Source organism: Dyella jiangningensis (assembly GCF_003264855.1).
Taxonomy (GTDB): domain Bacteria; phylum Pseudomonadota; class Gammaproteobacteria; order Xanthomonadales; family Rhodanobacteraceae; genus Dyella; species Dyella jiangningensis_C.
The window spans coordinates 1917423-1943593 of record NZ_NFZS01000001.1; the positions used below are offsets into that span (position 1 = coordinate 1917423).

23 protein-coding genes and 1 pseudogene are annotated in these 26171 nt (G+C 62.8%); 14 read left to right on the plus strand and 10 right to left on the minus strand.

Annotation, left to right across the window (positions count from 1 at the left end):
• Nucleotides 1-21 precede the first annotated feature (21 nt).
• Nucleotides 22-1140: a sulfate/molybdate ABC transporter ATP-binding protein gene (locus CA260_RS08595; RefSeq protein WP_111982309.1), complete on the plus strand. Its 1119-nt coding sequence runs from the start codon at nt 22-24 to the stop codon at nt 1138-1140.
• Between the two features lie 10 nt (nt 1141-1150).
• Here CA260_RS08595 and CA260_RS08600 read toward each other — a convergent pair whose 3' ends face one another.
• The 4 genes from CA260_RS08600 to CA260_RS08615 form a co-directional block, all read right to left on the minus strand.
• On the minus strand, nt 1151-2170 hold the full coding sequence (locus CA260_RS08600) for a C13 family peptidase (protein ID WP_111982310.1): 1020 nt from the start codon (nt 2168-2170) through the stop codon (nt 1151-1153).
• 18 nt (nt 2171-2188) lie between these two features.
• A complete protein-coding gene (gene mtnC, locus CA260_RS08605) occupies nt 2189-2875 on the minus strand; it encodes an acireductone synthase (RefSeq protein ID WP_111982311.1) in 687 nt (228 codons plus the stop codon).
• 163 nt (nt 2876-3038) lie between these two features.
• Complete coding sequence (locus CA260_RS08610; RefSeq protein ID WP_111982312.1) at nt 3039-3605, minus strand: 1,2-dihydroxy-3-keto-5-methylthiopentene dioxygenase; 567 nt, start codon at nt 3603-3605, stop codon at nt 3039-3041.
• A complete protein-coding gene (locus CA260_RS08615) occupies nt 3602-4249 on the minus strand; it encodes a methylthioribulose 1-phosphate dehydratase (protein WP_111982313.1) in 648 nt (215 codons plus the stop codon). The genes CA260_RS08610 and CA260_RS08615 overlap by 4 nt, the downstream gene beginning before the upstream one ends.
• Before the next feature lie 160 nt (nt 4250-4409).
• Between CA260_RS08615 and CA260_RS08620 the strand changes: the two genes are divergently transcribed.
• Nucleotides 4410-4745, plus strand: coding sequence for a high-potential iron-sulfur protein (locus CA260_RS08620; protein ID WP_111982314.1), 336 nt, complete (start codon nt 4410-4412; stop codon nt 4743-4745).
• Between the two features lie 494 nt (nt 4746-5239).
• On the opposite strand, the gene CA260_RS08625 is transcribed toward CA260_RS08620, so the two are convergent.
• A complete protein-coding gene (locus tag CA260_RS08625) occupies nt 5240-6721 on the minus strand; it encodes an amino acid permease (RefSeq protein WP_111982315.1) in 1482 nt (493 codons plus the stop codon).
• Nucleotides 6722-6805: 84 nt separating this feature from the next.
• On the minus strand, nt 6806-8356 hold the full coding sequence (locus tag CA260_RS08630; RefSeq protein ID WP_111982316.1) for an APC family permease: 1551 nt from the start codon (nt 8354-8356) through the stop codon (nt 6806-6808).
• A 241-nt stretch (nt 8357-8597) separates the two neighbouring features.
• On the opposite strand from CA260_RS08630, the gene CA260_RS08635 reads away from it, so the two are divergent.
• Nucleotides 8598-9128, plus strand: a complete 531-nt coding sequence (locus CA260_RS08635; RefSeq protein ID WP_111982317.1) for an NUDIX hydrolase — start codon at nt 8598-8600, stop codon at nt 9126-9128.
• Between the two features lie 232 nt (nt 9129-9360).
• Here the strand turns inward: CA260_RS08635 and CA260_RS08640 are convergent, their stop codons facing one another.
• The 4 genes from CA260_RS08640 to CA260_RS08655 all read right to left on the minus strand — a co-directional run bounded on the left by CA260_RS08640 (nt 9361) and on the right by CA260_RS08655 (nt 15098).
• The gene (locus tag CA260_RS08640) at nt 9361-9882 is read right to left on the minus strand and encodes a 3-hydroxyanthranilate 3,4-dioxygenase (protein ID WP_111982318.1); all 522 of its coding nucleotides are present in this window, start codon (nt 9880-9882) and stop codon (nt 9361-9363) included.
• Between the two features lie 61 nt (nt 9883-9943).
• Nucleotides 9944-11014: a PLP-dependent cysteine synthase family protein gene (locus CA260_RS08645; RefSeq protein WP_111982319.1), complete on the minus strand. Its 1071-nt coding sequence runs from the start codon at nt 11012-11014 to the stop codon at nt 9944-9946.
• Nucleotides 11015-11224: 210 nt separating this feature from the next.
• Nucleotides 11225-13114, minus strand: coding sequence for a DNA topoisomerase IV subunit B (gene parE / locus CA260_RS08650; RefSeq protein ID WP_111982320.1), 1890 nt, complete (start codon nt 13112-13114; stop codon nt 11225-11227).
• A 181-nt stretch (nt 13115-13295) separates the two neighbouring features.
• Nucleotides 13296-15098 (minus strand): aminopeptidase P family protein, encoded by a 1803-nt coding sequence (locus tag CA260_RS08655; RefSeq protein ID WP_111982321.1) that lies wholly within the window; start codon nt 15096-15098, stop codon nt 13296-13298.
• 224 nt (nt 15099-15322) lie between these two features.
• On the opposite strand from CA260_RS08655, the gene cyoA reads away from it, so the two are divergent.
• The 11 genes and pseudogenes from cyoA to CA260_RS20880 all read left to right on the plus strand — a co-directional run bounded on the left by cyoA (nt 15323) and on the right by CA260_RS20880 (nt 26156).
• Nucleotides 15323-16291 (plus strand): ubiquinol oxidase subunit II, encoded by a 969-nt coding sequence (gene cyoA, locus CA260_RS08660; RefSeq protein ID WP_111983074.1) that lies wholly within the window; start codon nt 15323-15325, stop codon nt 16289-16291.
• A gap of 3 nt (nt 16292-16294) precedes the next feature.
• A pseudogene (cyoB, locus tag CA260_RS08665) lies at nt 16295-18320 on the plus strand (cytochrome o ubiquinol oxidase subunit I).
• A 3-nt stretch (nt 18321-18323) separates the two neighbouring features.
• The gene (gene cyoC / locus CA260_RS08670; protein ID WP_111982322.1) at nt 18324-18959 is read left to right on the plus strand and encodes a cytochrome o ubiquinol oxidase subunit III; all 636 of its coding nucleotides are present in this window, start codon (nt 18324-18326) and stop codon (nt 18957-18959) included.
• The gene (cyoD, locus tag CA260_RS08675) at nt 18959-19336 is read left to right on the plus strand and encodes a cytochrome o ubiquinol oxidase subunit IV (protein ID WP_111982323.1); all 378 of its coding nucleotides are present in this window, start codon (nt 18959-18961) and stop codon (nt 19334-19336) included. The genes cyoC and cyoD overlap by 1 nt, the downstream gene beginning before the upstream one ends.
• A gap of 260 nt (nt 19337-19596) precedes the next feature.
• On the plus strand, nt 19597-20625 hold the full coding sequence (locus CA260_RS08680; RefSeq protein WP_111982324.1) for a glycosyltransferase: 1029 nt from the start codon (nt 19597-19599) through the stop codon (nt 20623-20625).
• 17 nt (nt 20626-20642) lie between these two features.
• Nucleotides 20643-21770, plus strand: a complete 1128-nt coding sequence (locus CA260_RS08685; RefSeq protein ID WP_111983075.1) for an FAD-dependent oxidoreductase — start codon at nt 20643-20645, stop codon at nt 21768-21770.
• A complete protein-coding gene (locus tag CA260_RS08690; RefSeq protein ID WP_111982325.1) occupies nt 21767-22561 on the plus strand; it encodes an NAD(P)-dependent oxidoreductase in 795 nt (264 codons plus the stop codon). The genes CA260_RS08685 and CA260_RS08690 overlap by 4 nt, the downstream gene beginning before the upstream one ends.
• A complete protein-coding gene (locus CA260_RS08695; RefSeq protein ID WP_111982326.1) occupies nt 22558-23391 on the plus strand; it encodes a sugar phosphate isomerase/epimerase family protein in 834 nt (277 codons plus the stop codon). Before CA260_RS08690 ends, CA260_RS08695 begins: the two co-directional genes overlap by 4 nt.
• The gene (locus CA260_RS08700) at nt 23388-23744 is read left to right on the plus strand and encodes an EamA family transporter (RefSeq protein ID WP_111982327.1); all 357 of its coding nucleotides are present in this window, start codon (nt 23388-23390) and stop codon (nt 23742-23744) included. The genes CA260_RS08695 and CA260_RS08700 overlap by 4 nt, the downstream gene beginning before the upstream one ends.
• A gap of 5 nt (nt 23745-23749) precedes the next feature.
• On the plus strand, nt 23750-24562 hold the full coding sequence (locus CA260_RS08705) for a glycosyltransferase family 2 protein (protein ID WP_111983076.1): 813 nt from the start codon (nt 23750-23752) through the stop codon (nt 24560-24562).
• 46 nt (nt 24563-24608) lie between these two features.
• The gene (locus tag CA260_RS20880) at nt 24609-26156 is read left to right on the plus strand and encodes a glucosyltransferase domain-containing protein (protein ID WP_146745300.1); all 1548 of its coding nucleotides are present in this window, start codon (nt 24609-24611) and stop codon (nt 26154-26156) included.
• The last annotated feature ends 15 nt before the right edge of the window (nt 26157-26171 follow it).

Sequence of the window (26171 nt, forward strand, 5' to 3'; positions counted from 1 at the left end):
GAACAGGCTCTGGGGACATCCATGACGCTCGAGCTGTCCCATCTGAACCGACGCTTCGCCGAATACCAGGCACTGGACGATGTCAGCCTGCAGATCGCGCCCGGAGAGTTTCTTGCCTTGCTGGGACCATCCGGCTCAGGCAAGACAACGCTGCTCCGCATCCTCGCTGGCCTGGATTACCCCGACACCGGCAGCGTGCTGAAGGATGGCAAGGACTTTCTCGCCACGAACGCGCGCGAGCGCAACATCGGCATGGTATTCCAGCATTACGCATTGTTCCGCCACCTCACCGTGCTGGAGAACATCGCGTTCGGCCTGCGCGTGCGGCCCTGGCGCAAGCGGCCGTCGCGAGCGGTGATCCGTGAGCGCGTGGAGCGCCTGCTCAAGCGCGTGCAACTGGATGGCCTCGGGCGCCGTTATCCGTCGCAGTTGTCGGGTGGCCAGCGCCAACGCGTGGCGCTGGCGCGCGCCTTGGCCGTGGAGCCGGACATGTTGCTGCTGGACGAACCGTTCGGTGCGCTGGATGCACAGGTCCGCGTCACCTTGCGTCGCTGGCTGCGCGAACTGCACGAGGAACTCGACCTCACCACCGTGTTCGTCACGCACGACCAGGAAGAGGCGCTGGAGCTGGCTGATCGCGTCGCCGTGATGAACAACGGTCGCGTGGAGCAGGTCGGGTCCCCGGAGATGATCTATCAACAGCCGGCCACGCCCTTCGTGTGCGAGTTCATCGGCAAGGTCAACCGCTTCATCGTGAGGCGCAACGGCACCGGATGGGCTGCCGGCGGATGGCAGCCTGGGGATGATCCCTGGCAGGGCCGATATCACGAAGCAGTGGCTTACGTGCGTCCTGAGCAGCTGCGCCTGGCGGTACCGGCTTCGCAACCGGCGTGGGAAGCGCGGCTGCGCCACATCTACCTGGCTGGTAGCGTGGCGCACCTCGAATTGCATGTGGAATCACTCGGCCAGCCGCTGGAAGCCGATATCGCCAGCGAGGATTTGTCGCGGCTGGGCCTGCATGCAGGCATGGAATTGCGCGTGGCGCCGCGCGGTGCCGTGTTGTTCCCGCGTGACGGGCAGGGCGCCACGCTCAACCACGAGCGTTGGATCTGGCACGCACGAAGCCCCGTGCCCGCCTGAGCGCGCGGCTTTACCGCGTCGGCAAGGCGTGGGCCGATGGTGCCGGCTTGAACGCCACGACCGGCCCGGGCACGACGTGGCGGCGCCACTGGGCCAACTGGTCGGCGATACCCGCGCCTACGCTCATCTGCGGTTCGGAGGGCGTCAGCTTGTCCTTCGCTTCCCACTGCGTGATTTCGCGGGAAGCCTGTCGGAACGCCTCCATGAAATCCGGCGTGTGGTTGAGGCCGTCGACCAGCCAGGCGCGGCCGAAATAGGTGATGTCCGAATCGCTGCCGCAGCCGAACGAGCTGCGGTCCGCACGGGCGGCGGTGATCACCAGCGTGCCTGCGCCCTGCAGGGGAGGAACGAAGCCACCCGAGTAGCAGGCATTCACCACCACGACCTTCCACTTGAACGGGCGCTTGTGGAGGATGTCGGCCAGGTCCGGCGCGCCGATCTGGTCCAGCGGCAGCGGGTCCATGTCGACCAGCAGGTTGTGGTCCTCGTCGCCATGCGTGGTCATGTACAGCAGCAGGATGTCCTCGTCGGGCTTCATCACGTCGGCGAGCCCATCCAGCGCCGTTTCCAGGTTGCTCCACGACGCGAGCGGACGCTCGTCCAGCGAGGCCGGGTTGTTTTCCAGCACCATCACGTGCGTCGCCGCGCCGAAGCGCTGCGGAAACATCCTGGCGGCATATTCGGTTTCGTTGCGGAACACGTCTTCGCCGGCGTCGCCGCCGAACGCGAGCACATACACGTTGGGCTGGCCGGCGACGCGTGGACCCAGGTTCGCCAGCGCCTTGTGCACCATGCCGCGCTGGGCATACATCACCTGTTCCGGCGACGGCGCATGCTGTGGCCAGTTGTCGGCCGAGTTGTCGGGCTCGTCGGTGCTCTGGTTATCGGCCGGCAACGCACTGCTGGTCGCGGCCGCGGCGTGATTGACGGCGGTGCCTGGTTCACCCGCTGGCGGCGCGTGCCGCGTCAGTCCCAACATGAGCAACACGCCGGCCGCGAAGGCGAGCAGGGCAGTCAGAGCGATACGCATGGCGGGAGCCCGGGCAGGTCAGAGAACGATGGCGTCGAAATCGCGATAGGCAGGATGGCGCGGCGCGTCCGGCACCGTCAGCGGCTCGCGCAGCAGCCAGCCGGTCTGCAGGCCGGCGGCCTTGGCGGCATCCAGTTCTTCCACGATGTCGGACAGGAACAGGATATGGCCCGGCTGTTCGCCGATTGCCTCGGCGATCTTCTCGTAGGACGCGCGTTCGCGCTTGGCGCCGGTCTCGGTATCGAAGTAGCCGGAGAACAGCGGCCGAAGATCGCCCGCCTCGCTGTAGCCGAAGAACAACTTCTGCGCGGGCACCGAGCCGGACGAATACACGTAGAGGTGCAGGCCATCCGCGCGCCAGGCGTGCAGCCGCGCGGACACTTCCGGATACATGTGGGCCTGGTAGTCGCCGTTCTCGTAGCCGTCCTTCCAGATCATGCCCTGCAGCGCCTTGAGCGCCGTGGACTTGCGGTCCTCGTCGATCCAGCGCAGCAGCATCTCGATCACTTCCTGCCGCGAAGCTTCCACGATGCCGGCTTCCTTGGCCGCCTCGTGCAGCCAATGCTGCACCTCCGGCGTGTCGCCATGGGTTTCCACGAAGGCGGGCAGGCGCTCGCGGGCGTACGGAAACAGCACGTCCTTGACGAAGCGGATGGAACTGGTGGTGCCCTCGATGTCGGTAACGACGGCGCGGATGGTGGTCATGCGGGGAAACCAGGCTGCAGGGCAGACAAGCTTACCCGTGGCCGCGGCGCCCGGCGAGGGCCGACGTCACCTCTTCTGTAGGAGCGCACCCAGTGCGCGATCGGCGCGTCGATCTGCGAGACCGATCGCGCACTGGGTGCGCTCCTACAGGGGGACGGGACGCTCAGGCTGCCTGCGCAGATCCGTGCGGCGTCATGCGCGGGAAACGCTGGGCGATGTCCTCGCCGGTGAAGTTCGCGACCCAGCCTTCCTTGTTGGTGAACAGGCGGATCGCCACGAAATACGGCGACTCGCTCATGTCGAACCAGTGGCGGGTGCCGTCAGGCACGCCGATCAGGTCGCCCTGTTCGCACAGGATGTCGTAGACCTTGTCTCCCAGGTGCAAGGTGAACTGGCCAGCGCCGGCCACGAAGAAGCGGACTTCGTCTTCGCTGTGCGTGTGCTCGCTAAGGAACTTCTGGCGCAGCGTCGCGCGATCCGGATGGTCCGGTTTGAGGCTGATGACGTCGACCGCCTGGTAGCCTTCTTCGGACATCAGGCGATCGATGTCGGCACGGTATGCCGCGATGACTTCGTCCTGGCTGGCGCCCGGCGCGATCGGCTGGCTGGCTTCCCACTGCTCGAAGCGCACGCCGGCCTTCGCCAGTTCGGTGGCGATCTCGGCGTGGTCGGTGTACACGCTCAGTGGAGCGTCGGGGCGGCTGTCCTGGAAAATACGCAGACGGCTCATGCGGAGAGTCTCCTCAGATCGAGTTCGCAGCCAAGCAGGAATTCCAGCGCCTCCAGATGGCGGCGCGTCTCGGCCATGTCACGGCCCCAGGTGTAGATGCCGTGACCGTTGATGAGATAGGCGTGCAGCGGCTTGCCGGCGTCGAGCCAGGCATCCACCTGTGCCACCAGCTCGGGCATGTGCTGGGTGTTGGGGAATACCGGGATCGCCAGTTCGGCGTCGTGGGTGGTTTGACCCGCGATGGCCTTCTGCAGTTCCCAGCCTTCCAGCTTTACCACGCCTTCGCGCGCAAACAGACGCGAGGCCACGCTTTGCGTGCGCGAATGCGTGTGAAGCACGACATTCATCTCGGGCATGCGGCGATAGATCTGCGTATGCAGCTCGGTCTCCGCGCTGGGGCGGGCGGAAGTGCCGACCGCCTTGCCGTGCATGTCGATCACCATGATGTCGTCGCGACTCAGCTTGCCCTTGTCGCGTCCCGAGATCGTGATGGCGGCGTGTTCGCCATCCAGGCGCATGGAGAAATTGCTGCTGGTGGCGGGCGTCCATCCGGCTGCGGCCAATTCGCCCGCGGCAACGGCAATGGCATCGGCGCGCTCCGCGAACAGCTCGGCGGGAATCGTGGCGGGAAGGATCTGGCTCATGGGGTTATGGACGTCCAAATGAACGGCAACTATACCACGGCGATTTCACGTCCAATGCCGAAAATGCGATTCGTTCTCACGACTTATCCGCGAGGCTAGTAGCATGCGGAGAGATCCGCCACGGGCGTGGTGGATATTTTGTCGGACGGAGGTTGGACCAATGTCGCATGAAAAAGATATCGAATCGCGTCGTCGCTTTCTCAAGGCTGCAGCGGGAACTGCCGCGGCCGCGGTGGTGATTGGTGGCGGCTTGCCGCGTTTCGCGCGTGCTGCGGACCTTCCCCACGTGGCTGAATCCGATCCGACGGCGAAGGCCCTCGGTTACGTCGAAGACGCCAGCAAGACGAGCGATGCGAAGCACAAGGCCGGCGACGACTGCGCCAACTGCCAGTTCTACTCCGGTGGTGCGACGGGTTACGGTCCGTGCCAGCTGTTCCCCGGCAAATCGGTCAATGCGAAGGGCTGGTGCGTGTCGCACGCGCCGAAGAAAGCCTGACGCACGACACGGATCGATGCGAAGGCCGGCGATCGCCGGCCTTCTTGTTTTTGAGCGCTGCAATAAGGCGTGTGCCTCATGATCGATCAGTGCTTCGCATGAAGCATCGATCCGCATGCTCGCAACGACACCGCGATGACCTGATCTTCGCGCGAGCTTTATGCAACAAGGGAAGAACTCGGACCGAAGAACTCGGTGAGTAGAAGATGCTGCCCAGACGCGTCAGGCCGAGGAGCTGACCCGCCTGACGCGCCGGGCGGCAATCCGGGGCCCACTGCCAAGTGATCAACCCACGGAGCACAGATGATACTCCTGGAGGGCCGTTTTGGGGCCGGGCGGTCCTAAATTTTTATCGAAAAAGTCTCGTTAAAACGATAAAAAACAATAACTTAAAAACACATTCGAGACTGGACCTCACGAATGTTCGGCAGGAAGCTTTCATTCGTTACGCCGGGTAGGGCATCGGCTACCCGGCGTTTTCGGTGAAATTGCCGTCAGATCGACGAAGAATCGCTGTTTTGGCGGGCAGGCTGGCGATGGAGGCGGCTGTGGCGGATGCCATAGCCGAAGTAGATGGCCAGGCCCATGGCCGTCCAGACGATCATCAGCAACCAGTTGAACCAGCTCATGAAGGCCAGCAGGGCCAGGCAGCTGAGCACACCGGCCGGGCAGATCACCCATGCCCAGGGCACGCGGAAACCACGATGCAGTTCCGGCGAGGTATAGCGAAGGATCAACACGCCCGCGCATACCGCGACGAACGCTATCAGCGTGCCCATCGAGGTCAGGTCGGCCAGCAGGTCGAGCGGGAACACGGCGGCGAGAATCGCGATGCCGACACCGGTGATCACGGTGTTGATGTGTGGCGTGCGGTGCTTCGGATGGATGCGGTTGAACACCTTCGGCAGCAGGCCGTCGCGCGACATGATCATGAAGATGCGCGGCTGCGCGATGATCATCACCAGGATCACCGAGGACAGGCCGATCAGCGCGCCGATTTCCACCACGGTGCGCAGCCAGCCCAGCTCCGGATGGCCCTTGATGGCGGTGACCACGGGCTCGCTGGTACCCAGGTCCGTGTACGAAGCCAGGCCCGTCAGCACGGCAGCCATGGCGAGGTAGAGGATGGTGCAGATCACCAGCGAGACCAGCGTGCCGAACGGCAGGTCACGCTGCGGGTTCTTGCATTCCTGCGCCGCGGTGGATGTCGCCTCGAAGCCGATATAGGCGAAGAACACCATGGCCGCGCCACGCATGATGCCGGACCAGCCGTACTTGCCCGGCCCCTGGTTTTCCGGGATGAACGGATGCCAGTTCGACGGATCGATGTAGCGATAGCCAGCGACCACCACGATGATGATCAGGCCGACCTTGAGGCCGACCATCAGCACGTTCAGGCCCGACGATTCGCGGATGCCGACGTAGCAGAGCCAGGTGAGCGCGAGCACGATCGCCACGGCCGGGAGATTCATGATGTGGCCGGTTGCGACCAGGTGCCCGTCGGTGAACGCCAGCGGCGCTTCAGTCAGGGCCTGCGGAAGATGGATGCCGAGCTGGTCGAGCAGGCTGGTGAAATAGCCCGTCCAACTGGCGGCGACCGCGGACGCGGAGATGCCGTATTCCAGCACCATGTTCCAGCCGATGAACCAGGCCACCAGTTCACCCAGCGTGGCGTATGCATAGGAATACGAACTGCCCGAGATCGGGATCAGCGTGGCGAACTCGGCATAGCACAGCGCGGTGAAGCCGCTGCAGATCGCCGCGAGGATGAAGGAGATCAGCACCGCCGGGCCGGCGTGTTCCGCGGCTGCCTGGCCGGTAACGACGAAGATGCCGGTGCCAATCACGGCGCCGATGCCCAGGGCCGTGATGCCCCAAGGGCCGAGCGTGCGGCGCAGGGTAGGGCCGTGGGCGGCGTCGTCGGCGTCGTCGGCGTCGGAGAAGTCGGTCTTGCGGGCGAGTAGCTGTTTGAGCATGCGTCAACCTGGTAAAGCTGGGGCCATCAGCGCCCCCGGTCATAACGAGAGGGCCGGCACTGGGCCGGCCCTTCGTGTGTCGGATCAGGAGTTTTGCTTGCGGAGCTTGCTATGGGAATACCCATAGAAGAAATAGATCAGCATGCCGAAGGTGGTCCAGCCCACCATGAGCGGCCAGTTGGCGCGGAACGACTGCCAGAACAGGTAAAGGCAGATCACCGAACCGAGAATGCTGACCACCCAGATACCCGGCACGCGGAAGGTGCGTGGCAGCTCGGGACGGGTGTATCGCAGGATCAGCACGCCGATGCACACCGTGGTGAAGGCCAGCAGGGTGCCCATGGACACCAGCTCGCCCAGGATGCTGACCGGGAAGAGGCCGGCGAGCACCAATGCGGACACGCCCGCAATGATGGTGGCGACGTGCGGCGTACGGTGTTTGGCATGCACGCGGGAGATGCCCTTACCCAGCAAGCCGTCCTTCGCCATGCTGAAGAAGATGCGCGAAGTGCCCAGCAGCATCACCAGGATCACGGAGCTCAGGCCGGCCAGCGCGCCGAACGAGACGATCGCCTTCAGCCAGTTGAGTTCGGGATGGATGCTCAGCGCGGTGGCCACCGGTTCGGGCGTACCCAGCATGCGGTACGGGGCGATGCCCGTGAGCGTCAGCGCCATCGCGATGTACAGGATGGTGCAGATGAGCAGCGAGCCCAGGATGCCGATCGGCATGTCGCGCTGCGGGTTCTTGGCTTCGCCGGCTGCGGTCGACACCGCGTCGAAGCCCACGTAGGAGAAGAACACCAGCACGGCGGCGCGGAAGATGCCGCTGGTGCCGAAGCGGCCGGGGCCTTCTTCCGGCGGAATGAACGGATGCCAGTTCGAGGGATCGATGAAGCGGAACGCGAACACCAGGAACAGCAGGATCACGATCACCTTGATCGCCACGATGACCGAGTTGACGAAGGTCGACTGGGTGATGCCGCGATAGCACAGCATCGTCAGCGCGGTCACGATCAGGATCGCGGGCAGGTTGATGATGGTGTTGGTGCTGACCAGGTAGAAGTGTTCGGAGAACTTCGCGATCACCTGCTGGCCGGCTTTCAGATGTTCGATCTGGCTGCCATCCATGAACGCGAGCGGCGCCGACGCCAGGCTTTCGGGCAGCGACAACGACAGCCCCGTCCAGTGGCTGAGGATGGACAGGCACTCGTTGAAATAGCCCGACCAGCCCGCCGCCACCGTGGCGACGGCAAAGAGATATTCGAGAACGAGGTTCCAGCCGATGAACCAGGCGACGATTTCGCCGAGGGTTGCATAGGAGTAGGCGTAGGCGCTGCCGGAAACCGGGATCATCGCGGCGAATTCGGCGTAGCACAGGCCCGCGAAGGCGCAGGCGATGCCGGCGACGATGAAGCTGATGATCAGGGCGGGGCCCGCGTGTTCCGCGGCGGCCTGGCCGGTGATGACGAAAATACCTGCGCCGATCACGGCGCCGATGCCCAGCATGACCAGATGGCGCGCTGTCAGCACGCGCTTGAGACTGGCCTCGCCTTGCAGGCTGTCATGCGGAATTTCGCCCGCATCGACGTGCGGCGACGCCTGGATCGGATGCGTCGCGAACAGGTTTTTCAGCATGTTTCTCCCCTACCGCCTTGTGTTCGTTCTTACCGCTTGTAACCGTGCCAAACGTCACGGTCGACTCGTCGCTACCCCGGCAACGACGGGGCACCATAGCCTAGCGGGGCACGGGGGGACAAGTTGCACTGCGGTCGGCCCGAGCCTGCCTCGTTCGGCGATGCGTGACGGAAGAAGCTCTGAAATAATCGTGGTTTGCCGCCCCTCAAGGTGGTGGTTGACGGTCAGTCGGGAAGCATCCATGCACGCGTTGTCAGAGCAGTTCCAGCAATACGGCCGGGCCTGGCCGGAGGAAAAGGACGTATCGCGTTTCATCGCGCTGCTCGAGGGCGGCGAACACCGGTTCCGTCGCGAATCGCTGGAGGCCCATTTCACCGGCTCCGCCTGGCTGGTGAGCGCCGACGGGCAACGCGTGCTGCTGACCCATCACCGCAAGCTTGGGCGGTGGCTGCAACTGGGTGGCCATGCCGATGGCGATGTGGACCTAGCGCGCGTGGCGCTGCGCGAAGCCGAGGAGGAATCAGGCATCGTCGGGCTCAACGTCGAGGCAACACCATTCGATCTCGATCGTCATCGCATCCCTGCGCGCGGCGCGGAACCGGAGCATTGGCATTACGACGTGCGCTACGTCGTGCGCGCGGATGTCAGCGAAGCGTTTGTCGTCAGCGACGAATCCCATGCGCTCGCCTGGCGTTCCATCCGCGACATCGCCGACGACCCGCACAGTGACGAATCGCTGCGCCGCATGGCAAGGAAGTGGCTTCGGCGCTGACACGGCCCCACGCTTTTTGCTCTTGTAGGAGCGCACCCAGTGCGCGATCAACGCCGCAATCTGGATCAACGCGTCAGAATTCGACATTGAATGCACGGCCGCGCGAGTCTTCTCGGCACGCCAGTCGCGCATAGGATGCGCTCCCACTGAATGGTTCTGTCGCGGTTGCGATTTCAGTCGCGGCGTTGATCGCGCACTGGGTGCGCTCCTACAGAAAGGCAGCTGCGACGAGTCAGGCGTACTTCGCCGGCGCCGGGTTGAGATGCCCGCATTGCTCACAGGTGCGCGCATCGATCGAGCGATAGAAACGTTCGAACACCGGCGGAAAATCATGCTCGATGCTGTCGAGGGTGAAGTACTCCTCGTACAGCTTGCGGTTGCAGCGCTCGCAGAACCACAACAGGCCATCCTTCTCGCCGGCCAGGCGACGCCGCTCGATCACCAGGCCGATGGAGTCGGGCATGCGCTGCGGCGAATGCGGCACGCAGGGCGGTAAATAGAACACTTCGCCGGCGCGAATCGGGATGTCGCGGGCGACACCCTCATCCTGCACCTTCAGCACCATCTCCCCTTCGATCTGATAGAAGAACTCAGGGCCTTCGTCGTAGTGATAGTCGGTGCGCGCGTTGGGGCCGCCCACGATCATGATGATGAAGTCGCCGTCGACGATGCACTTGTTCCCCACAGGGGGCTTGAGCAGATGGCGGTGCTCGTCGATCCAGCGCTTCAGGTCGATGGGTGGCAGCAGGGACATGGCGCCGTCCGATGGGTGGGAGCTGTCAAGATAACGCCACGGCGGAGCCCGGGCAAAGCCGTCAGTCGATCCAGCGACCTTCGCGCACGATGGACTCAAGGCGGGCGAGTTGTGGCGCCACGTCCAGGCCTTCGGCGGCAATCCATGCGTCGTCGTAGTACGAGCAGCGATAACGATCGCCGCCGTCGCAGATCAAGGTGACCACAGGGCCACGTTCACCGGCCTCGCGCAGCTCGGCCATCAGTTGCAGGGAGCCGACCAGATTGGTGCCGGTGGAACCGCCGCAGCGGCGACCCAGCAGTTGTTCGAGCAGGCGCAGCGCGGCGATCGAGGCGGCGTCGGGCACGCGCATCATGCGGTCGATGACGCTGGGCAGGAATGAGGGTTCCACGCGTGGCCGGCCGATGCCTTCGATGCGCGAGCCACGGCCCAACTGCAGGCTGGCGTCGCGGCAGTGGTAGTAGTCGTAGAACACCGAATGCTCCGGGTCGACGACGGCGAGGCGCACCGGGGCGTGTTGCGCGGAGCGATAGCGGATATAGCGGCCGATGGTGGCCGAGGTGCCGCCCGTACCGGCAGGCACGACGATCCAGCGTGGATCCGGATCGGGTTCGCGCTGCATCTGGCGGAAGATGGATTCGGCAATGTTGTTGTTGCCGCGCCAGTCGGTGGCGCGTTCGGCGTAGGTGAACTGGTCCATGTAATGACCACCGAGCGCCGAGGCGAGGCGCTGTGCAGCGCCGTACACGTCGGTGTCGTCGATGAAATGGCAGTGGCCTCCGAAGAATTCGATCTGCGCGACCTTGTCACGCGACGTGCTGCGCGGCATCACCGCGAAAAAGGGCAGGCCAAGCAGGCGGGCGAAATACGCCTCGGAGATGGCGGTGCTGCCGCTCGATGCCTCCACCACGGGTTGATCCGCCTGCAGCCAGCCGTTGCAGATGGCATACAGGAACAGCGAGCGCGCCAGCCGGTGCTTCAGGCTGCCGGTGGGGTGGACGGATTCGTCCTTGAGATACAGCGGAATGCCGGGGAACGCGGGAAGATCCAGGCGGATCAGATGCGTGTCGGCCGAGCGGTTGGCTTCGGACTCGAGGACTTGGACGGCTTGGCGAGTCCACGCTGCGTGCATTCAAGCAGTCTAGCGCCCGGGTGTGAGTGGGGCGTTGACGTGAGTCAGTGCGGGCGGGATTTCTTCCTCTCCCCTGCGGGGAGAGGATCGAGGTGAGGGGCGGGTGCTCGCGGCGGACTACAAATAGAAACCGGCTCGAACCAGCCTTATCGCAAGATTGGCCTCTCACCCCAGCCCTCTCCCCTCAGGGGAGAGGGAGGAAGCGCGGGCTCAAACTTCCAGCGTCGCCAGGTCGCCCTTTTCTTCCAACCATGCCTTGCGGTCGCTGGCGCGCTTCTTGGCCAGCAGCATGTCCATCAGCTTGGTGGTGCCGTCGTCGGTGTCGACGGTGAGTTGCACCAGGCGGCGAGTGTCGGGATGGATGGTGGACTCGCGCAGCTGCGAGGGATTCATTTCGCCCAGGCCCTTGAAGCGCGTGGTGCTGACCTGGCCCTTCATCTTCTCGCGCTGGATGCGCTCGAGCATGGCGTTCTTTTCGTTTTCGTCCAGGCAGTAGAACACCTGCTTGCCCACGTCCACGCGGAACAGCGGCGGCATGGCCACGAACACGTGGCCTTCGCGCACCAGCGAGGGGAAGTGCTTGAGGAACAATGCGCTCAACAAGGTGGCGATGTGCAGGCCATCGGAATCGGCGTCGGCCAGGATGATCACCTTGCCGTAGCGCAGGCCGCTTAGGTCGTCCTTGCCTGGATCGCAGCCGATCGCCACGGCGAGGTTGTGCACTTCCTCGGAGGCGAGCACCGAGGTCGATTCGACTTCCCAGGTGTTGAGGATCTTGCCGCGCAGCGGAAGGATCGCCTGGAATTCCTTGTCACGCGCCTGCTTGGCGCTGCCGCCGGCCGAATCGCCTTCCACCAGGAACAGCTCGGTGCGGGTGAGGTCGGTGGCGGTGCAGTCGGCCAGCTTGCCGGGCAGGGCGGGGCCCTGGGTGATCTTCTTGCGCACGACCTGCTTGGCGGCCTTCAGTCGCGCACTCGCGCGTTCGATGGCCAGCTGGGCGATGCGCTCGCCCAGGTCCACATGCTGGTTGAGCCACAGGCTGAACGCGTCGTGGATGACACCTTCCACCATGCCCGCGGCATTGCGCGAGGACAGGCGTTCCTTGGTCTGGCCGGCGAACTGCGGATCCTGCAGCTTGGCCGACAGTACGAAGGCGAGGCGCTCCCACACGTCTTCCGGCGCCAGCTTCACGCCGCGCGGCAGCAGGTTGCGGATGTCGCAGAACTCGCGGATGGCATTGGTGAGGCCCGAGCGCAGGCCATTCACGTGGGTGCCGCCCTGCGCGGTGGGGATCAGGTTGACGTAGCTTTCCTGGACCAGCTCGCCTTCGGGCAGCCAGGCCAGCGCCACGTCGAGGCCATCGGCCTCGCGCTGCACATGGTGCACGAACAGCTCGGACGGGATCGCCTCGGCGCCGGACAGCTCATCGCGCAGGTAATCGCGCAGGCCGTCCTCGTAGTACCACTCGTTGGTGTCGCCGGTGGCCTCGTCGACCAGCTTCACGCTGAGCCCCGCGCACAGCACCGCCTTGGCGCGCAGCAGGTGGCGCAGCTTGCCCAGCGAGATCTTCGGTGAATCGAAGTACTTGGGATCGGCCCAGAAGCGCACGGTGGTGCCGGTCTTCTTCTTGGGCACCGTGCCGATCACTTCGAGCTCGCTGGCGCGGTCGCCATTCTCGAAGGCCATGCGGTATTCGTTGCCGTCGCGGCGGATGGTGACTTCCACGCGGTTGGACAGCGCGTTCACCACCGACACGCCGACGCCGTGCAGGCCGCCAGAGAAGTTGTAGTTCTTGCCGGAGAACTTGCCGCCCGCATGCAGGCGCGTGAGGATCAGCTCGACACCTGGCACGCCTTCTTCCGGGTGGATGTCCACCGGCATGCCGCGGCCGTCGTCGGTGACCTCCACCGAGCCGTCGGTGTGCACGATCACTTCCAGCGACTTGGCGTGGCCGGCCAGGGCCTCGTCCACCGAGTTGTCGATCACTTCCTGCGCCAGGTGGTTCGGGCGGGAGGTGTCCGTGTACATGCCGGGGCGGCGCTTGACCGGGTCAAGGCCGGAAAGGACTTCGATGTCGGCGGCGTTGTAGCGACTGCTCATGCGGGAAGGTTCGGCTCAGGTCAGGCGCGGGAGAATGGGTTGCCCGGGCGGGGAGGTCAAGGGTTGGGCGGCGTGCGCCTCACCTGTAGAAGCGCACCCAGTGCGCGACCGCAGCGTGGAGAGTCGCCGTTCCGCCGGGTTATCGCGCACTGGGTGCGCTCCTACAGTGGGTCTTTAGCCCTCAGGCCAGCGGTGCGCAATGCCGCTCCAGCCAGGCCAGGTCCGCGTCCTCCAGCAAGGGTGCCAGAGCGGCGCGTACGGTGGCGTGATAGTCGTCCAGCCAGGCGCGTTCCTCGGGATTGAGCAGGCCCGGTTCCAGCGCGCGGCGGTCGAACGGGCACAGGGTCAGGGTCTCGAAGGCGTAGTACTCGCCGAACTCGGTCTTGTCGGCCTCAACCACCACGGCGAGGTTCTCGTGGCGGATGCCGTGGCGGCCCGGCTTGTACAGCCCGGGCTCGATCGAGGTGATCATGCCCGGCTCCAGCGGAACCAGCGTGGCGCCCGAGGCCGGCGGGCGGATGCCGTGCGGGCCTTCGTGCACATTGAGGAAGTAGCCCACGCCATGCCCGGTGCCGTGGCCGTAGTCCATGCCGCTGGCCCAGAGCGGGGCGCGGGCAAGGGCGTCGAGCTGCGGGCCGCTGGCACCCTTGGGGAAGCGTGCGCGGCTCAGCGCGATCATGCCCTTCATCACCAGGGTGCTGTCGCGACGCTGTTCGGCGGTGGTCTCGCCCAGCGTCAGCACGCGGGTGATGTCGGTGGTGCCGCCCAGGTACTGGCCGCCGGAATCGACCAGCAGTAGGCCCTGCGGCTTCAACGTGCTGTGTGACTCGGGTGTGGCGCGGTAATGCGGCAGCGCGCCGTTCGCCTGGTACCCGGCGATGGTGGAGAAGCTTTCGCCCACGAAGTCCGGCTGCGCCGATCGCTCCTCGCGCAGCAGGGCATCGACGTCGAGCTCGGTCTGGCGCATGCCGGCATTGACACGTTCTTCCAGCCGGCGAAACGCGCGGGCCAGTGCGGCACCGTCGCGACGCATCGCATCGCGGATATGGTCGAGTTCGGGCTCGGTCTTGCGGGCTTTGAACAGCGTCGAGGGATTGGCCGCTTCGATGAGCGGCACGTTCGGCCCAATGGCCGAGGCCACCGCCACGACGACGCGACTGCTGTCCAGCAGCAGGCGATCATTCGCACCCAGCTCCGACAAGGCGTCGGTGACCGTGGCGTAGTCGGACATGCGGACACCGTCCGTCGCCAGGGACTGCACCAGCACGTCGGTGAACTTGCCGCGTCCGACGAACAGCGTGGCGTGGCCTTCCGCCTGCACAAGCAAGTGCGCGAGGAAGACCGGGTTGCACTCCACGTCGCTGCCGCGCAGGTTGGTGAGCCAGGCGATATCGTCCAGGCTGGATACCAGGTGATGCGTGGCGCCGAGCTTGCGCATCGCGGTGCGCAGGCGCGCCAGCTTGTCGCCGCGTGGCTGCGTGGCGAAACGTGGCGGATGCTCCGTCACAGGTGCCGTAGGCAGGGAGGGGCGGTCGGGCCAGATCTGGCCGGGCAGATCCAGGTCGGTACGCAGGCGTGCATCGATGGCCTGCAGTCGACGTTCGAGGTTACGCGCCGTGGCCAACGACACGCTGTCGCCTGCGACGGCGAGAACCTGGCCGGACGTCAGGGTTTGCAGCAGCCACTCGATATGTTCCGGGGCATGTGCCACCCGCTGTTTCATCAGATCGATGCCGCTGCCCGCCAACTGCTGCGCGGCCTGGGCGAAGTACCGGGAGTCTGTCCACAACCCGGCGTGATCCGCTGTCACCACCAGCGTGCCGGCCGAACCCGTGAACCCCGACAACCAGGCGCGGGCTTCCCAGTGGGCCGGCAGGTACTCGGAAAGGTGTGGGTCGGCGCTGGGAATCAGGCAGGCGGCGATGCCGTGCTGTTGCATCGCCTGGCGCAAGGCGGCCAGTTTCGAGGGTGCGGTGGTTTCCATCGCCGCATGGTAGCAGGGCGTCCAGCAGCGGCGATTTATGCTTTTTTGTGCCGTTTTCTTGCCTGCAACGCGGGTGCTGGCTCTTGCATTCTTGTGTCAAGCCGCCGCAGTCGGATGCGCAAGAATTTTCAGCTGCGACATTGTGTCTCGGAGGCATTCAAACCCGCGCGGCATGCCGCTAGCATGCCGCGTCCCCACGCAGTGCCCCCAGGTTGTTCGTGAACATGCATTCCCTCCTTTCGCGCTTGCGCCATGCAAGCGTTGGCGTCGCCGTGCTGCTCAGCGGCTGCAACATGGAAGTGCTCACCCCCAAGGGTGACATCGGCGCCCATGAGAAATCCCTGATCCTGATCGCGCTGGGCCTGATGGCCATCGTGGCGATCCCGGTGATTGCGATGACGCTGTGGTTTCCCTGGCGGTATCGCTCCGGTAACAAGAAGGCTACCTACACGCCGAACTGGTCGCACTCGACCAGGATCGAGCTGGTGGTGTGGACCATCCCGGCCATCATCATCGTCATCCTCGCAACCATCACCTGGACCAGCTCGCATGCGCTGGATCCGTACAAGCCGCTGGAGTCCGAAGCCAAGCCGGTGACGGTGCAGGTCGTGTCGATGGACTGGAAGTGGCTGTTCGTCTATCCCGAGTACGGCGTGGCTTCGGTCAACGAGCTGGCGTTCCCGGTCGATCGTCCGGTGAATTTCCAGATCACCTCCGACTCGGTGATGAATGCGTTCTTCATCCCGCAGCTGGGTAGCCAGATCTACGCCATGGCCGGCATGGAGACCAAGCTGCACCTGATCGCGCGCGAGCCGGGCAGCTACGAGGGCCTCTCGACCAACTTCAGCGGCGAAGGCTTCTCGGACATGCACTTCAAGGCCATCGCTACTTCCGAGGACGGCTTCAAGGACTGGATCGCCAAGGCCAAGGCCACGCAGGTCACGCTGGATGACGAGAGCTACAAGACGCTGGCGCAGCCCAGCCAGAAGGTGCCGGTGTCGTACTACGGCCAGGTGGCGCCGGCTCTGTTCAGCAGCGTGGTCAACAAGCACATGGGTGACATGTCGCACGGCGAGATGCCGATGGATTCGCACCACGACATGTCGCAGGCCGACATGCCGATGGACATGCATCACCACGAGGACGGGGACGCCGTGTCCTCGAACACCACCCCGACTCAGGCAGAGAAGTAAGCCATGTTTGGAAAGCTCACCCTTGATGCGATCCCGTATCACGAGCCGATCGTGATGGGCACGCTCGCCGCCGTCATCCTCGGTGGCCTGGCGCTGTTCGCCGTCGTCACCAAGTACCGTCTGTGGGGCTACCTGTGGAAGGAGTGGTTCACCTCGGTGGACCACAAGAAGATCGGCATCATGTACATCATCGTGGCGCTGGTGATGCTGCTGCGCGGCTTCGCCGACGCGATCATGATGCGCCTGCAGCAGGCCATGGCCGCCTCCGACGCCGCCGGCTACCTGCCGCCGCACCACTTCGACCAGGTGTTCACCGCCCATGGCGTGATCATGATCTTCTTCGTGGCGATGCCGTTCATCACGGGCCTGATGAACCTGGTGGTGCCGCTGCAGATCGGTGCGCGCGACGTCGCCTATCCGTTCCTCAACTCGCTCAGCTTCTGGCTGTTCGTGTCCGGCGTAGTGCTGGTGATGGTGTCGCTGTTCATCGGCGACTTCGCCGCTACCGGCTGGCTGGCGTATCCACCGCTGTCGGGCATCAAGTACAGCCCAACGGTCGGCGTGGACTACTACATCTGGTCGCTGCAGTTGTCCGGCCTCGGCACCACGCTGAGCGGCATCAACTTCATCGTGACGATCATGAAGATGCGCGCGCCCGGCATGAAGCTGATGCAGATGCCGGTGTTCACCTGGACCTCGCTGGTCACCAACATCCTGATCGTGGCCGCGTTCCCGATCCTGACGGTCACGCTCGCGCTGCTCACGGCCGACCGCTACCTCGACATGCACTTCTTCACGAACGAGCTTGGCGGCAACGCCATGATGTACGTGAACCTGATCTGGGTCTGGGGCCACCCGGAGGTCTACATCCTGATCCTGCCGTGCGTTCGGCATCTACTCGGAAGTCATCGCGACGTTCTCGAAGAAGCCGCTGTTCGGCTACAAGACGATGGTGTACGCCACCTCGTGCATCGGCGTGCTGTCGTTCGTGGTGTGGCTGCACCATTTCTTCACCATGGGCTCGGGCGCCAACGTCAATGCCTTCTTCGGCATAACGACGATGATCATCTCGGTGCCGACCGGCGTGAAGCTGTTCAACTGGCTGTTCACGATGTACCGCGGCCGCATCGAGTACAACGTGCCGATGCTGTGGACGGTGGGCTTCATGGTCACCTTCGTGATCGGCGGCGTCACCGGCGTGCTGCTGGCCGTGCCGGGCGCGGACTTCGTGCTGCACAATAGCGTGTTCCTGATCGCGCACTTCCATAACGTGATCATCGGCGGCGTGGTGTTCGGCGTGTTCGCGGCGATCAACTACTGGTTCCCGAAGGCTTTCGGCTTCCGCCTCAACGAGTTCTGGGGCAAGGCATCGTTCTGGTGCTGGCTGGTGGGTTTCTGGCTGGCTTTCGCGCCGCTGTACGTGCTGGGCCTGAAGGGCATGACGCGTCGCATGAACCACTACGCCAACCCGGACTGGCAGCCCTACCTCATCGTCGCCGCGCTCGGCGCGGCCGTGATCGCCGTGGGCATCTTCTGCACCCTCGTGCAGTTCTACGTGTCCATCCGCGACCGCAAGAAGCTCACCGATCCCAGTGGCGACCCGTGGGGTGGCCGCACGCTCGAATGGTCCATCAGTTCTCCCGCCCCGTTCTACAACTTCGCCACGCTTCCGCAGGTGCGTGAGTTGGATCAGTTCTGGGAAGACAAACAAAACGGAGTCGCTTACGTGCAACCTGCCAAGTACGAAGACATTCATATGCCCCGCAACACCGGCGTCGGTGTGGTGATGGGCGCGTTCGGTACGGTCCTGGGCTTCGCGCTCGTGTGGCACATCTGGTGGATGGCTGCCGCTGGCCTGGTGGGCATGGTGGCCGCGTTCATCGTCCGCGCCTACGACCGCGACATCGATTACTGGGTGCCGGCGGCCGAGGTCGAGAAGATCGAGCGTTCGCGCCACGCCAGGTTGCAGCAGGTCCAGACCACGCAGGTGGCTCCGGTGGCGGCGCCCCAGCGTCAGAAGGTGGCGTAACCCATGAGCAGTGCCGCAGTTCGCGTCTCCCACGGCGCACTCGACGACGTCCACGGTGGCGGCGTCGATCATCACCACCACGACGATGGATCCAAGACCCTGCTGGGGTTCTGGATCTATCTGATGAGCGACTGCCTGATCTTCTCGGGCCTGTTCGCCACGTTTGCCGTGCTGGCCAACAGCACGGCGGGCGGTCCTACCGGCAAGGAACTGTTCGAGCTGCCGTACGTGCTCGGCGAGACCATGCTGCTGCTGATTTCCTCGGTCACCTTCGGCATGGCCATGCTCAACATGCATGCCGGCCGGAAGGGCAGGCTGCTGGCGTGGCTGGCGGTGACCTTCGTGTTCGGCGCCGGCTTCATCGGCATGGAAGTCTACGAGTTCGCCAAGCTGATCCACGAAGGTGCCGGTCCGAGCACCAGCGCGTTCCTGTCCAGCTACTTCACCCTGGTGGGCACGCACGGCCTGCACGTCACCTGCGGCCTGATCTGGCTGGTGGTGATGATGGACATGATCCGTCGCCATGGCCTGGGCGACGCGACCCGTCGACGCCTGTCGTGCCTGAGCCTGTTCTGGCACTTCCTGGATATCGTCTGGATCTGCGTGTTCACCTTTGTCTACCTGCGGGGGGCCATCTGATGTCGGGCGCTCACCCTTCCCACGACGCGGCCCATCACGACGCCGCCCACGCCGACCACGGCAGCACCAGGTCCTACCTGATCGGCTTCGCGCTGTCGGTGGTGCTGACCCTGGCCTCGTTCGGCGTCGTCATGAGCGGCCTGGTGCCGCACGACCTGATGATGCCCGGCATCATCGTGTTCGGCGTGGCCCAGCTGGTCGTCCAGCTGGTCTGCTTCCTGCACATGGGCACCTCGCCGTCGCAGCGCAGCAACCTCGCCATCATGCTGTTCACCCTGCTGATCCTCGCCATCGTGGTGGTCGGTTCGCTGTGGGTGCTGCACAACATGAACGTGAACATGATGCACCCGACGTCCCACATGATGCCGGTCGAGTAAGGCTCCATCGTCATGTGAGACAAGATATGCCCCGGTAATCCGGGGCATATTCGTTTTGACGGCTCTGGCGGCATCGCAACCAACGCTTGGTGCGTTGCGACAAGTCGCTTTGGTGCAAATACATGGGCCTCAGCATGGTTCAGATCCACTGAACCCCTCACAGTTGCCCCTTCGACATCACTCCTTGGGTGAATTAAAGTTACGCCTTTAACTTGCGTTCGTTGCGCAGGTCAAGCTGCGAAGGCGAGAGGGGATAACAGATGGCCTTTTTTCCAATCTTTCTGTCGGTTGTGTACGTTGTACGCAATCAAGGTGGCGATCTTGAAGCCATTTTGAACAGCGCGACGTCGCGCTTGAATTCGCTTGCTGCGGATTACGAGTTGATCGTGGTCGACAATGCGTCGGACGACAACAGCCTTTTGGTCCTGAAAGACATTACCGGGCCAGGCGGGCTGCCCAATGTGCAAGTTTATGCGCTGACCAAGAGCGTGGACGCGGATACCGCTGCCTGGGCCGGCCTCGAGAGTGCGCTCGGCGATTTTGTCGCAGTCATTGATCCGCTTGTCGACGACATCGCCTTCCTTGCCGACATGCTCGAAAAGGCTGTCAGCGGCGCTGACGTAGTATTTGCCAATAATCGCCGGAAGCCGCGGCAGAATCTGGCCTATCGCGTTGCGTACTGGGCTTTCAATGGGCTGTACAAATTTTTCAGCGGGATACATTTGGCCAAGGAGGCGCCGCAGTATCGCCTGCTGAGCAAGCGCGTCATCAACTTCATCTTGCAGCATCCCCAGCCTGGAGTGACATATCGTCATTTGCCGGCAACGGGTGGATTTGCGCGCGCCAATATGGATTACAGCGCGGAGCCGTTGACCGCTCACCAAAAGAAGCTGGGCGAAAGCATTGATCGCGGGATGCGCCTTCTCGTTTCGACGACGCGCGCCCCCATGCGATTGGTGACAAGCCTTTCGCTGTTTGGTGCGGGAGCAAACCTGATCTATTCGGGCTATGTCGTTGCGATCGGCATATTCAAGGCGAATGTCGCGCCAGGATGGGTGAGTCTGTCGCTGCAGCAATCGGGCATGTTTTTCCTCATTTCCCTCGTCCTGCTGGTACTTGGCGAATACATTCTGCAAATGGCTGCGCTTTCGAGCGAAGGGCCGCTTTATCATGTGGCGCAGGAGTTCACGAGTGCGCGGATGACGCGCCGTGAGAAGCTCAATATCGAGGACGCCTCGGTCACAGGCTCAACTGTCGTCTCTGGCGGTATCTCGGAGCGAAACCCCTGATGGGGGGCGACACCGACATGTTCGACGCTGTTGTTATAGGCGGAGGGTTTTATGGCGCGGCCATTGCCATCTACCTTTCCCAACAGCGGGAGATGAAGCGCGTCCTGCTAGTGGAGCGGGATCGCCATCTGCTGAGTCGTGCGTCCTATACCAACCAGGCGCGCGTCCACAACGGTTACCATTATCCGCGCAGCTTTACGACGGCCTATCGAAGTCGGATCAATCTTCCGAAGTTCGTTCAGCAGTGGTCATACGCGGTGAGCAAGGACTTCGAGAAGCTATACGCCATTGCCCGCAGGAATTCGAAAGTCACAGCCCGGCAATTCGAGCGCTTCTGTCGAGAGATTGGTGCAAGGATCGAAGTGGCTCCTAAGTCACTCCACGAGCTTTTCGACAACAAGCTTATCGAAGAGGTGTTCCTCGTTGAGGAATATGCGTTCGATACCACCCGGTTGGCCGGATGGGCCGAGCGCGAACTCGATAGCAGCGGTGTGCGAACCATTCTTGGCACGAAGGCTCTCGGAGTATCGCGCGATGTCGGGTGCGGCCTAGCCGTCGAGCTTGAGCACGGTAACGGTCTTCGGGAAGTGGTTCGTTCGCGCTATGTCTTCAACTGCGCCTATGCCGGGCTCAACCAGTTGGCGGGAGATTTTCACGGTACCCAGATGGGGTTGAAGCATGAAATCACCGAGATGGCGTTGATGCAGGTGCCTTCATCCCTGAAGAACATCGGCGTCACCGTGATGGACGGTCCGTTCTTTTCCATCATGCCTTTTCCTGCCCGTGACCTGCACACCCTTTCGCACGTGCGTTATACGCCGCATTTCAGCTGGCCGGACGAGCCCGGCGTCGACCCTTATGACCGCCTGCGCGATTACTTGCAGGAGACACGCGTGGATCGCATGGTGCGGGACGTCCAACGATACCTGCCGGCGGTGGCGCAGGCCCAGTACGTGGAATCGCTTTTTGAGGTGAAGACAGTGCTCGTGAAGAACGAGGGGGATGATGGCCGCCCGATTCTTTTCGAGAAACATGCCGACATTCCAGGGTGCTTTTCTATCCTTGGAGGCAAGATCGATAATATTTTTGACGTACTCGAAAAGCTCGAGATCGAAGAGTTTGCGAGCGCAAGGGGCAATTCATGAAGAGCGCGCTAATTGGATTTTCCGGGTTTGTCGGAGGTACGCTGCTCAGGCAGGCGCATTTCGATGCGCTGTATCGTTCCACTAACATCCATGAAATCGAAGATCAGGAATTCGACTTGGTGGTGTGCGCTGGTGCTCCGGCGCAGAAGTGGATTGCCAACCGCGATCCGGCGGCCGACAGAGAAAAGATCGAAGCCTTGATTGGCTATTTGCGGACGGTACGTTGCAAGACCTTTGTTCTGATCAGCACGGTGGATGTATTCAAGACTCCGGTCGGTGTGGATGAGGAAACGCCGGTGATCGAGGATGGTTTGCATGCCTACGGTCTGCATCGTCGTTTGCTGGAGAAGTTCGTGGAAACACGGTTCTCCAACCACTTGGTGGTGCGCCTGCCGGGATTGGTCGGGCCCGGGCTGCGCAAGAACGTCATCTTCGATTTCCTCAATAACAACAATCTCGAGGCGATCGAGAGCCGCGGTGTCTTCCAGTTCTATCCGATGGTCAATCTTTGGTTCGATCTGCTTGCATCGCTCCGGGCACAGTTGAAGCTTGTGCATCTCACCGCAGGCCCCGTCAGTGTTGCGGAGGTATCCGTGCAGGGCTTCGGGAGGCCGTTCAATCATGAGCTCGCGGGCGTTCCCGCACGCTATGACATGCGGACGCGCCACGCGGAGGTATTCGGTGGTGAGGGGATGTATCAGTACAGCGCACGCGAGACGCTCCAAGCGGTTCGTGCATACGCCCAGTCTGAGCCCCTCATAGCGAAGGCGGCGATGGGGGCTAGCGCATGAGGCTCTCCATTTCCAACATCGCGTGGGACCCCTCCGAAGACGAGGGGGTGGCCGCACTGTTGGCTCGGTACGCGGTGGATGCCATCGACGTGGCCCCCGGTAAATATTTCTCAGAACCGGGTCTTGCTACGGTCGCCGAGATCGCTGCGGTCAAATCGTGGTGGAAGGAAAGGGGGGTTGAGATTACCGGCATGCAGGCGTTGTTGTTCGGCACGACCGGCTTAAACCTGTTCGGGCCAGCCGAGGTGCGCCGCAAGATGCTGGACCATTTGTGCGCGATCTGTCGGATCGCCCAAGGGTTGGGTGCAAGCCGGCTGGTTTTTGGTTCGCCCAGGAATCGCGATCGCCTTGATCTTTCTGATGAGCAGGTGGACGAAATTGCGGTGTCGTTCTTTCGGGAACTTGGCGATGTCGCTCAGGCGCATGGGGTGGTCATTTGCCTGGAACCCAACCCAGAGCGATACGGTGCCAATTTCATGACAACGGCCGAAGAGACTGTGCGTGTCGTGGAACTTGTCGATCATCCGGCCATACGTATGCAGCTTGATACGGGCGCTTTGACCATCAATCGCGAGCAACCGGCTGAGGCGCTAGAACGCTGCGCCCAGTTCATCGGTCACGTCCATGCCAGTGAGCCTGATCTGGTGCCGCTCGGCGATGGTGCGACCGATCACCGCCTCATTCATTCATTGCTTCGCGAGCAGCTTCCCGACCACGTCGTGGTCATCGAGATGTTGGCTACCAAGGACGAGCCTCACCTGATCGCCATCGACAGGGCGGTGGGGCGCGCCGTCGAATGGTATCGAGTACCGAACAGGAGTGTTTCATGAAGTGGCTGATATTGGCGCTGGGCATCGCCTCCAACGCGTCCGCCAGCGTTCTGGTCAAATTGGCCATGCTGCCGCCACGCAGGTTTCCCTCGCCGTCTGATCCGATGGCCGCCTTGTCCAACTGGCCGTTCTGGCTTGGATTGTTTTTGTATGGCGCGGCGTTTCTACTCTACGCGGCGGCGCTTGCGCGGTTGCCGCTCAATGTTGCCCATCCGGTGTTGACCACCGGTGCGGTCGCCGCGGTGGCGACGCTCTCGACATTGATCTTCAAGGAGCCGTTTCACTGGACCACGGCGACCGGCATTTTGCTGGTGATTGCCGGCGTGGCATTGATTACCGCACGGGTGGCGTGACGAACATGAGCTTGGACAACGACATCGATTTGGCCGGTCACTCGTCGTGGCAGGTCCCCACGTACGAAGTACCTCTCTGGTCCGGTCGCCGGCATGCGTGGTGCGTGATCATTCCGGTGATCAACGAAGGTGAGCGTATCCGCAACCTGCTGGCCAGAATGAGCGCGCTGCATGTCTCGTCGCTGGCGGACATCATCATCGTCGATGGTGGAAGCAAGGATGGCTCGCTCACCCTAGCTGCGCTTCAGCAGGAGGGGGTGGCTGGCTTGTTGCTCAAGACAGGGCCGGGAAAACTCAGCGCGCAGCTTCGTTGCGCCTATGCGTTCGCCCTGGAGAAAGGTTACGAAGGGCTGGTTACCATTGACGGCAATGACAAGGATGATCCCGAAGCCATACCTCGCTTTATCGAGGCGCTCAAGGAAGGCGTCGATTTCGTTCAGGCGTCACGGTTCATATCGGGCGGTATCGCCGAAAACACACCCGCTTCCCGTGATTTTGCCATTCGGTATATCCATGCGCCTTTCCTGAGCATGGCGTCGGGTTTCAAGTGGACCGATACGACGCAAGGCTTCCGGGCGTACAGCCGACGCATGTTGCTCGATCCGCGGGTGGCTCCCTTTCGTGACGTGTTTTCCACTTACGAACTGCTCGCCTACCTGTCTGCCCGCGTTCCGCGACTGGGTTACCGCTGTGTGGAGTTGGCAACGAGCCGGAAGTACCCCAAGGGGCAGGTGCCCACGAAGATCAGTGCGTTCCGCGGCAACCTCGCGGTGATGACGGTGCTGCTGAAGGCGTGCGTAGGGGTATACAACCCCTGATGGCTGCCTGGATGGAATACGTTGAGGACATGGAGATGGAGTGGTGATGACTCGAGTCGAAGGCGAACGAACCGGGCTGCTTGCACAGGAAGACCTGCTTGGCATGTCCCTCCTGACGGTGCTGGTTTTCCTGGTCTACTCTGCTGTGCTGGTCAACAGCTTCGGTGTTCTGGATGACTACAACTTTCTGTACAACGCGATACGTCGCAACAACGATACCGTCACCTTGCTGCTGGGGGCTGGTCGACCGCTAAATGCCTACCTGCTCGACTGGGGGTTCCGCGCTGCAGGGAGCATCGAAGGCCTGGCGCGACTGAGGGCCATAACCCTGCTAGGGTTCGCCTTGCTCGCAAGTGGCTTGTTTGTTTTTGTCAGGCGACACGGCCTGTCTTTAGTTGCTTCTTTCGCGCTGGCCGCCGGCACGGTGTTACTGCCGTCTTTTCAGGTCTATGCAGCCTGGGCGCAGCACTTCACCACGCCTTATGCCGGATTGCTGGCGTTGGTTGCAGCTTATTTGCTGAGTCTGGCCTATAGCCCTGCGGGTTCGTTGCGCATGAGCGTGGCCTGCAAGTCAGCTTTGTTGCTGACGATGGCGGTATTGATCTATCAGCCAATGGCTATGATCTTCGCCGTTGGCGTGCTGATTTCAGTTGTGACGTCCCGGCAGCCGATGCGGGAGTACGGATTTGCCCGTCTCGTCGTTACGGGAGTGGTTTTCGCTTTTGCCATGGTGGTGGGGTTTGTCGCGCTCAAGATCGGCCAGCATTACCACCCCAACGGCAGCGCGCGTTACGGGCTGGTAAGCGACTTCTCTGGTAAAGCGAAATGGTTCTTCGAGGAGCCGCTTCCCAATGCTTTGTCGTTCTTCTGGGTGCCGGTGAGCAAGTGGGGCGTGTGGGCGGTGGCTGCAGTGATGGTTCTTGGCTACGTCGGCTATGCGAGAAAACATGGCATGCGGCAGGGGGGCTATGTACTGATTGTCTCGCTGGGTGTCGTCCTCGTTTCCTATCTGCCTAATCTCGCAACAGCAGAGAACTGGGCCTCTTATCGCTCCATCGGCGTGCTTGCGTGCGCGCTCTTCACAATTGCGGTGCTCTTGGCTTTCGTTCCTTTGGCTGGCCGGCTTGGAATGGGCGATGAAAACCGTCCATTGAACGCGAGGGTGGCTCTGCTTGCCGCCGTCTTGCTGTGCCTATCGGTGACCGCGGCGGGGCGCGTGTCTCGCTCGTTTGTTCAGCCAAATCTTATGGAAATCAATAATCTGGCCAGTCTTTTTAAAGGGCGAACGGATCAGCCCATCAGCCGTATTCTCATAAGGCCGTCATCATGGATGGATTCGGCGGCCAATCCGGTACTTTATGACGAGTTCGGGATGCAGTCCTCGCTGGATGATCATCGGGCGACCGTCATTGTGGATCTGGCGCGCCTGAGCCTTAACCGGTTTCAGGGCGCGGAACTCGTGCCTATTGCGCACGACACGCCGCCTGGCATGGCGGTGGGTACCTCCGACATCTACGTCGACTTTCCCGCACTCGACACGGCAGGTCGATTCCGGTCCATACGTTCGCACCTGAAAGCGCCGCTCTCGCCTTGACCGAGGGCGAGGGCG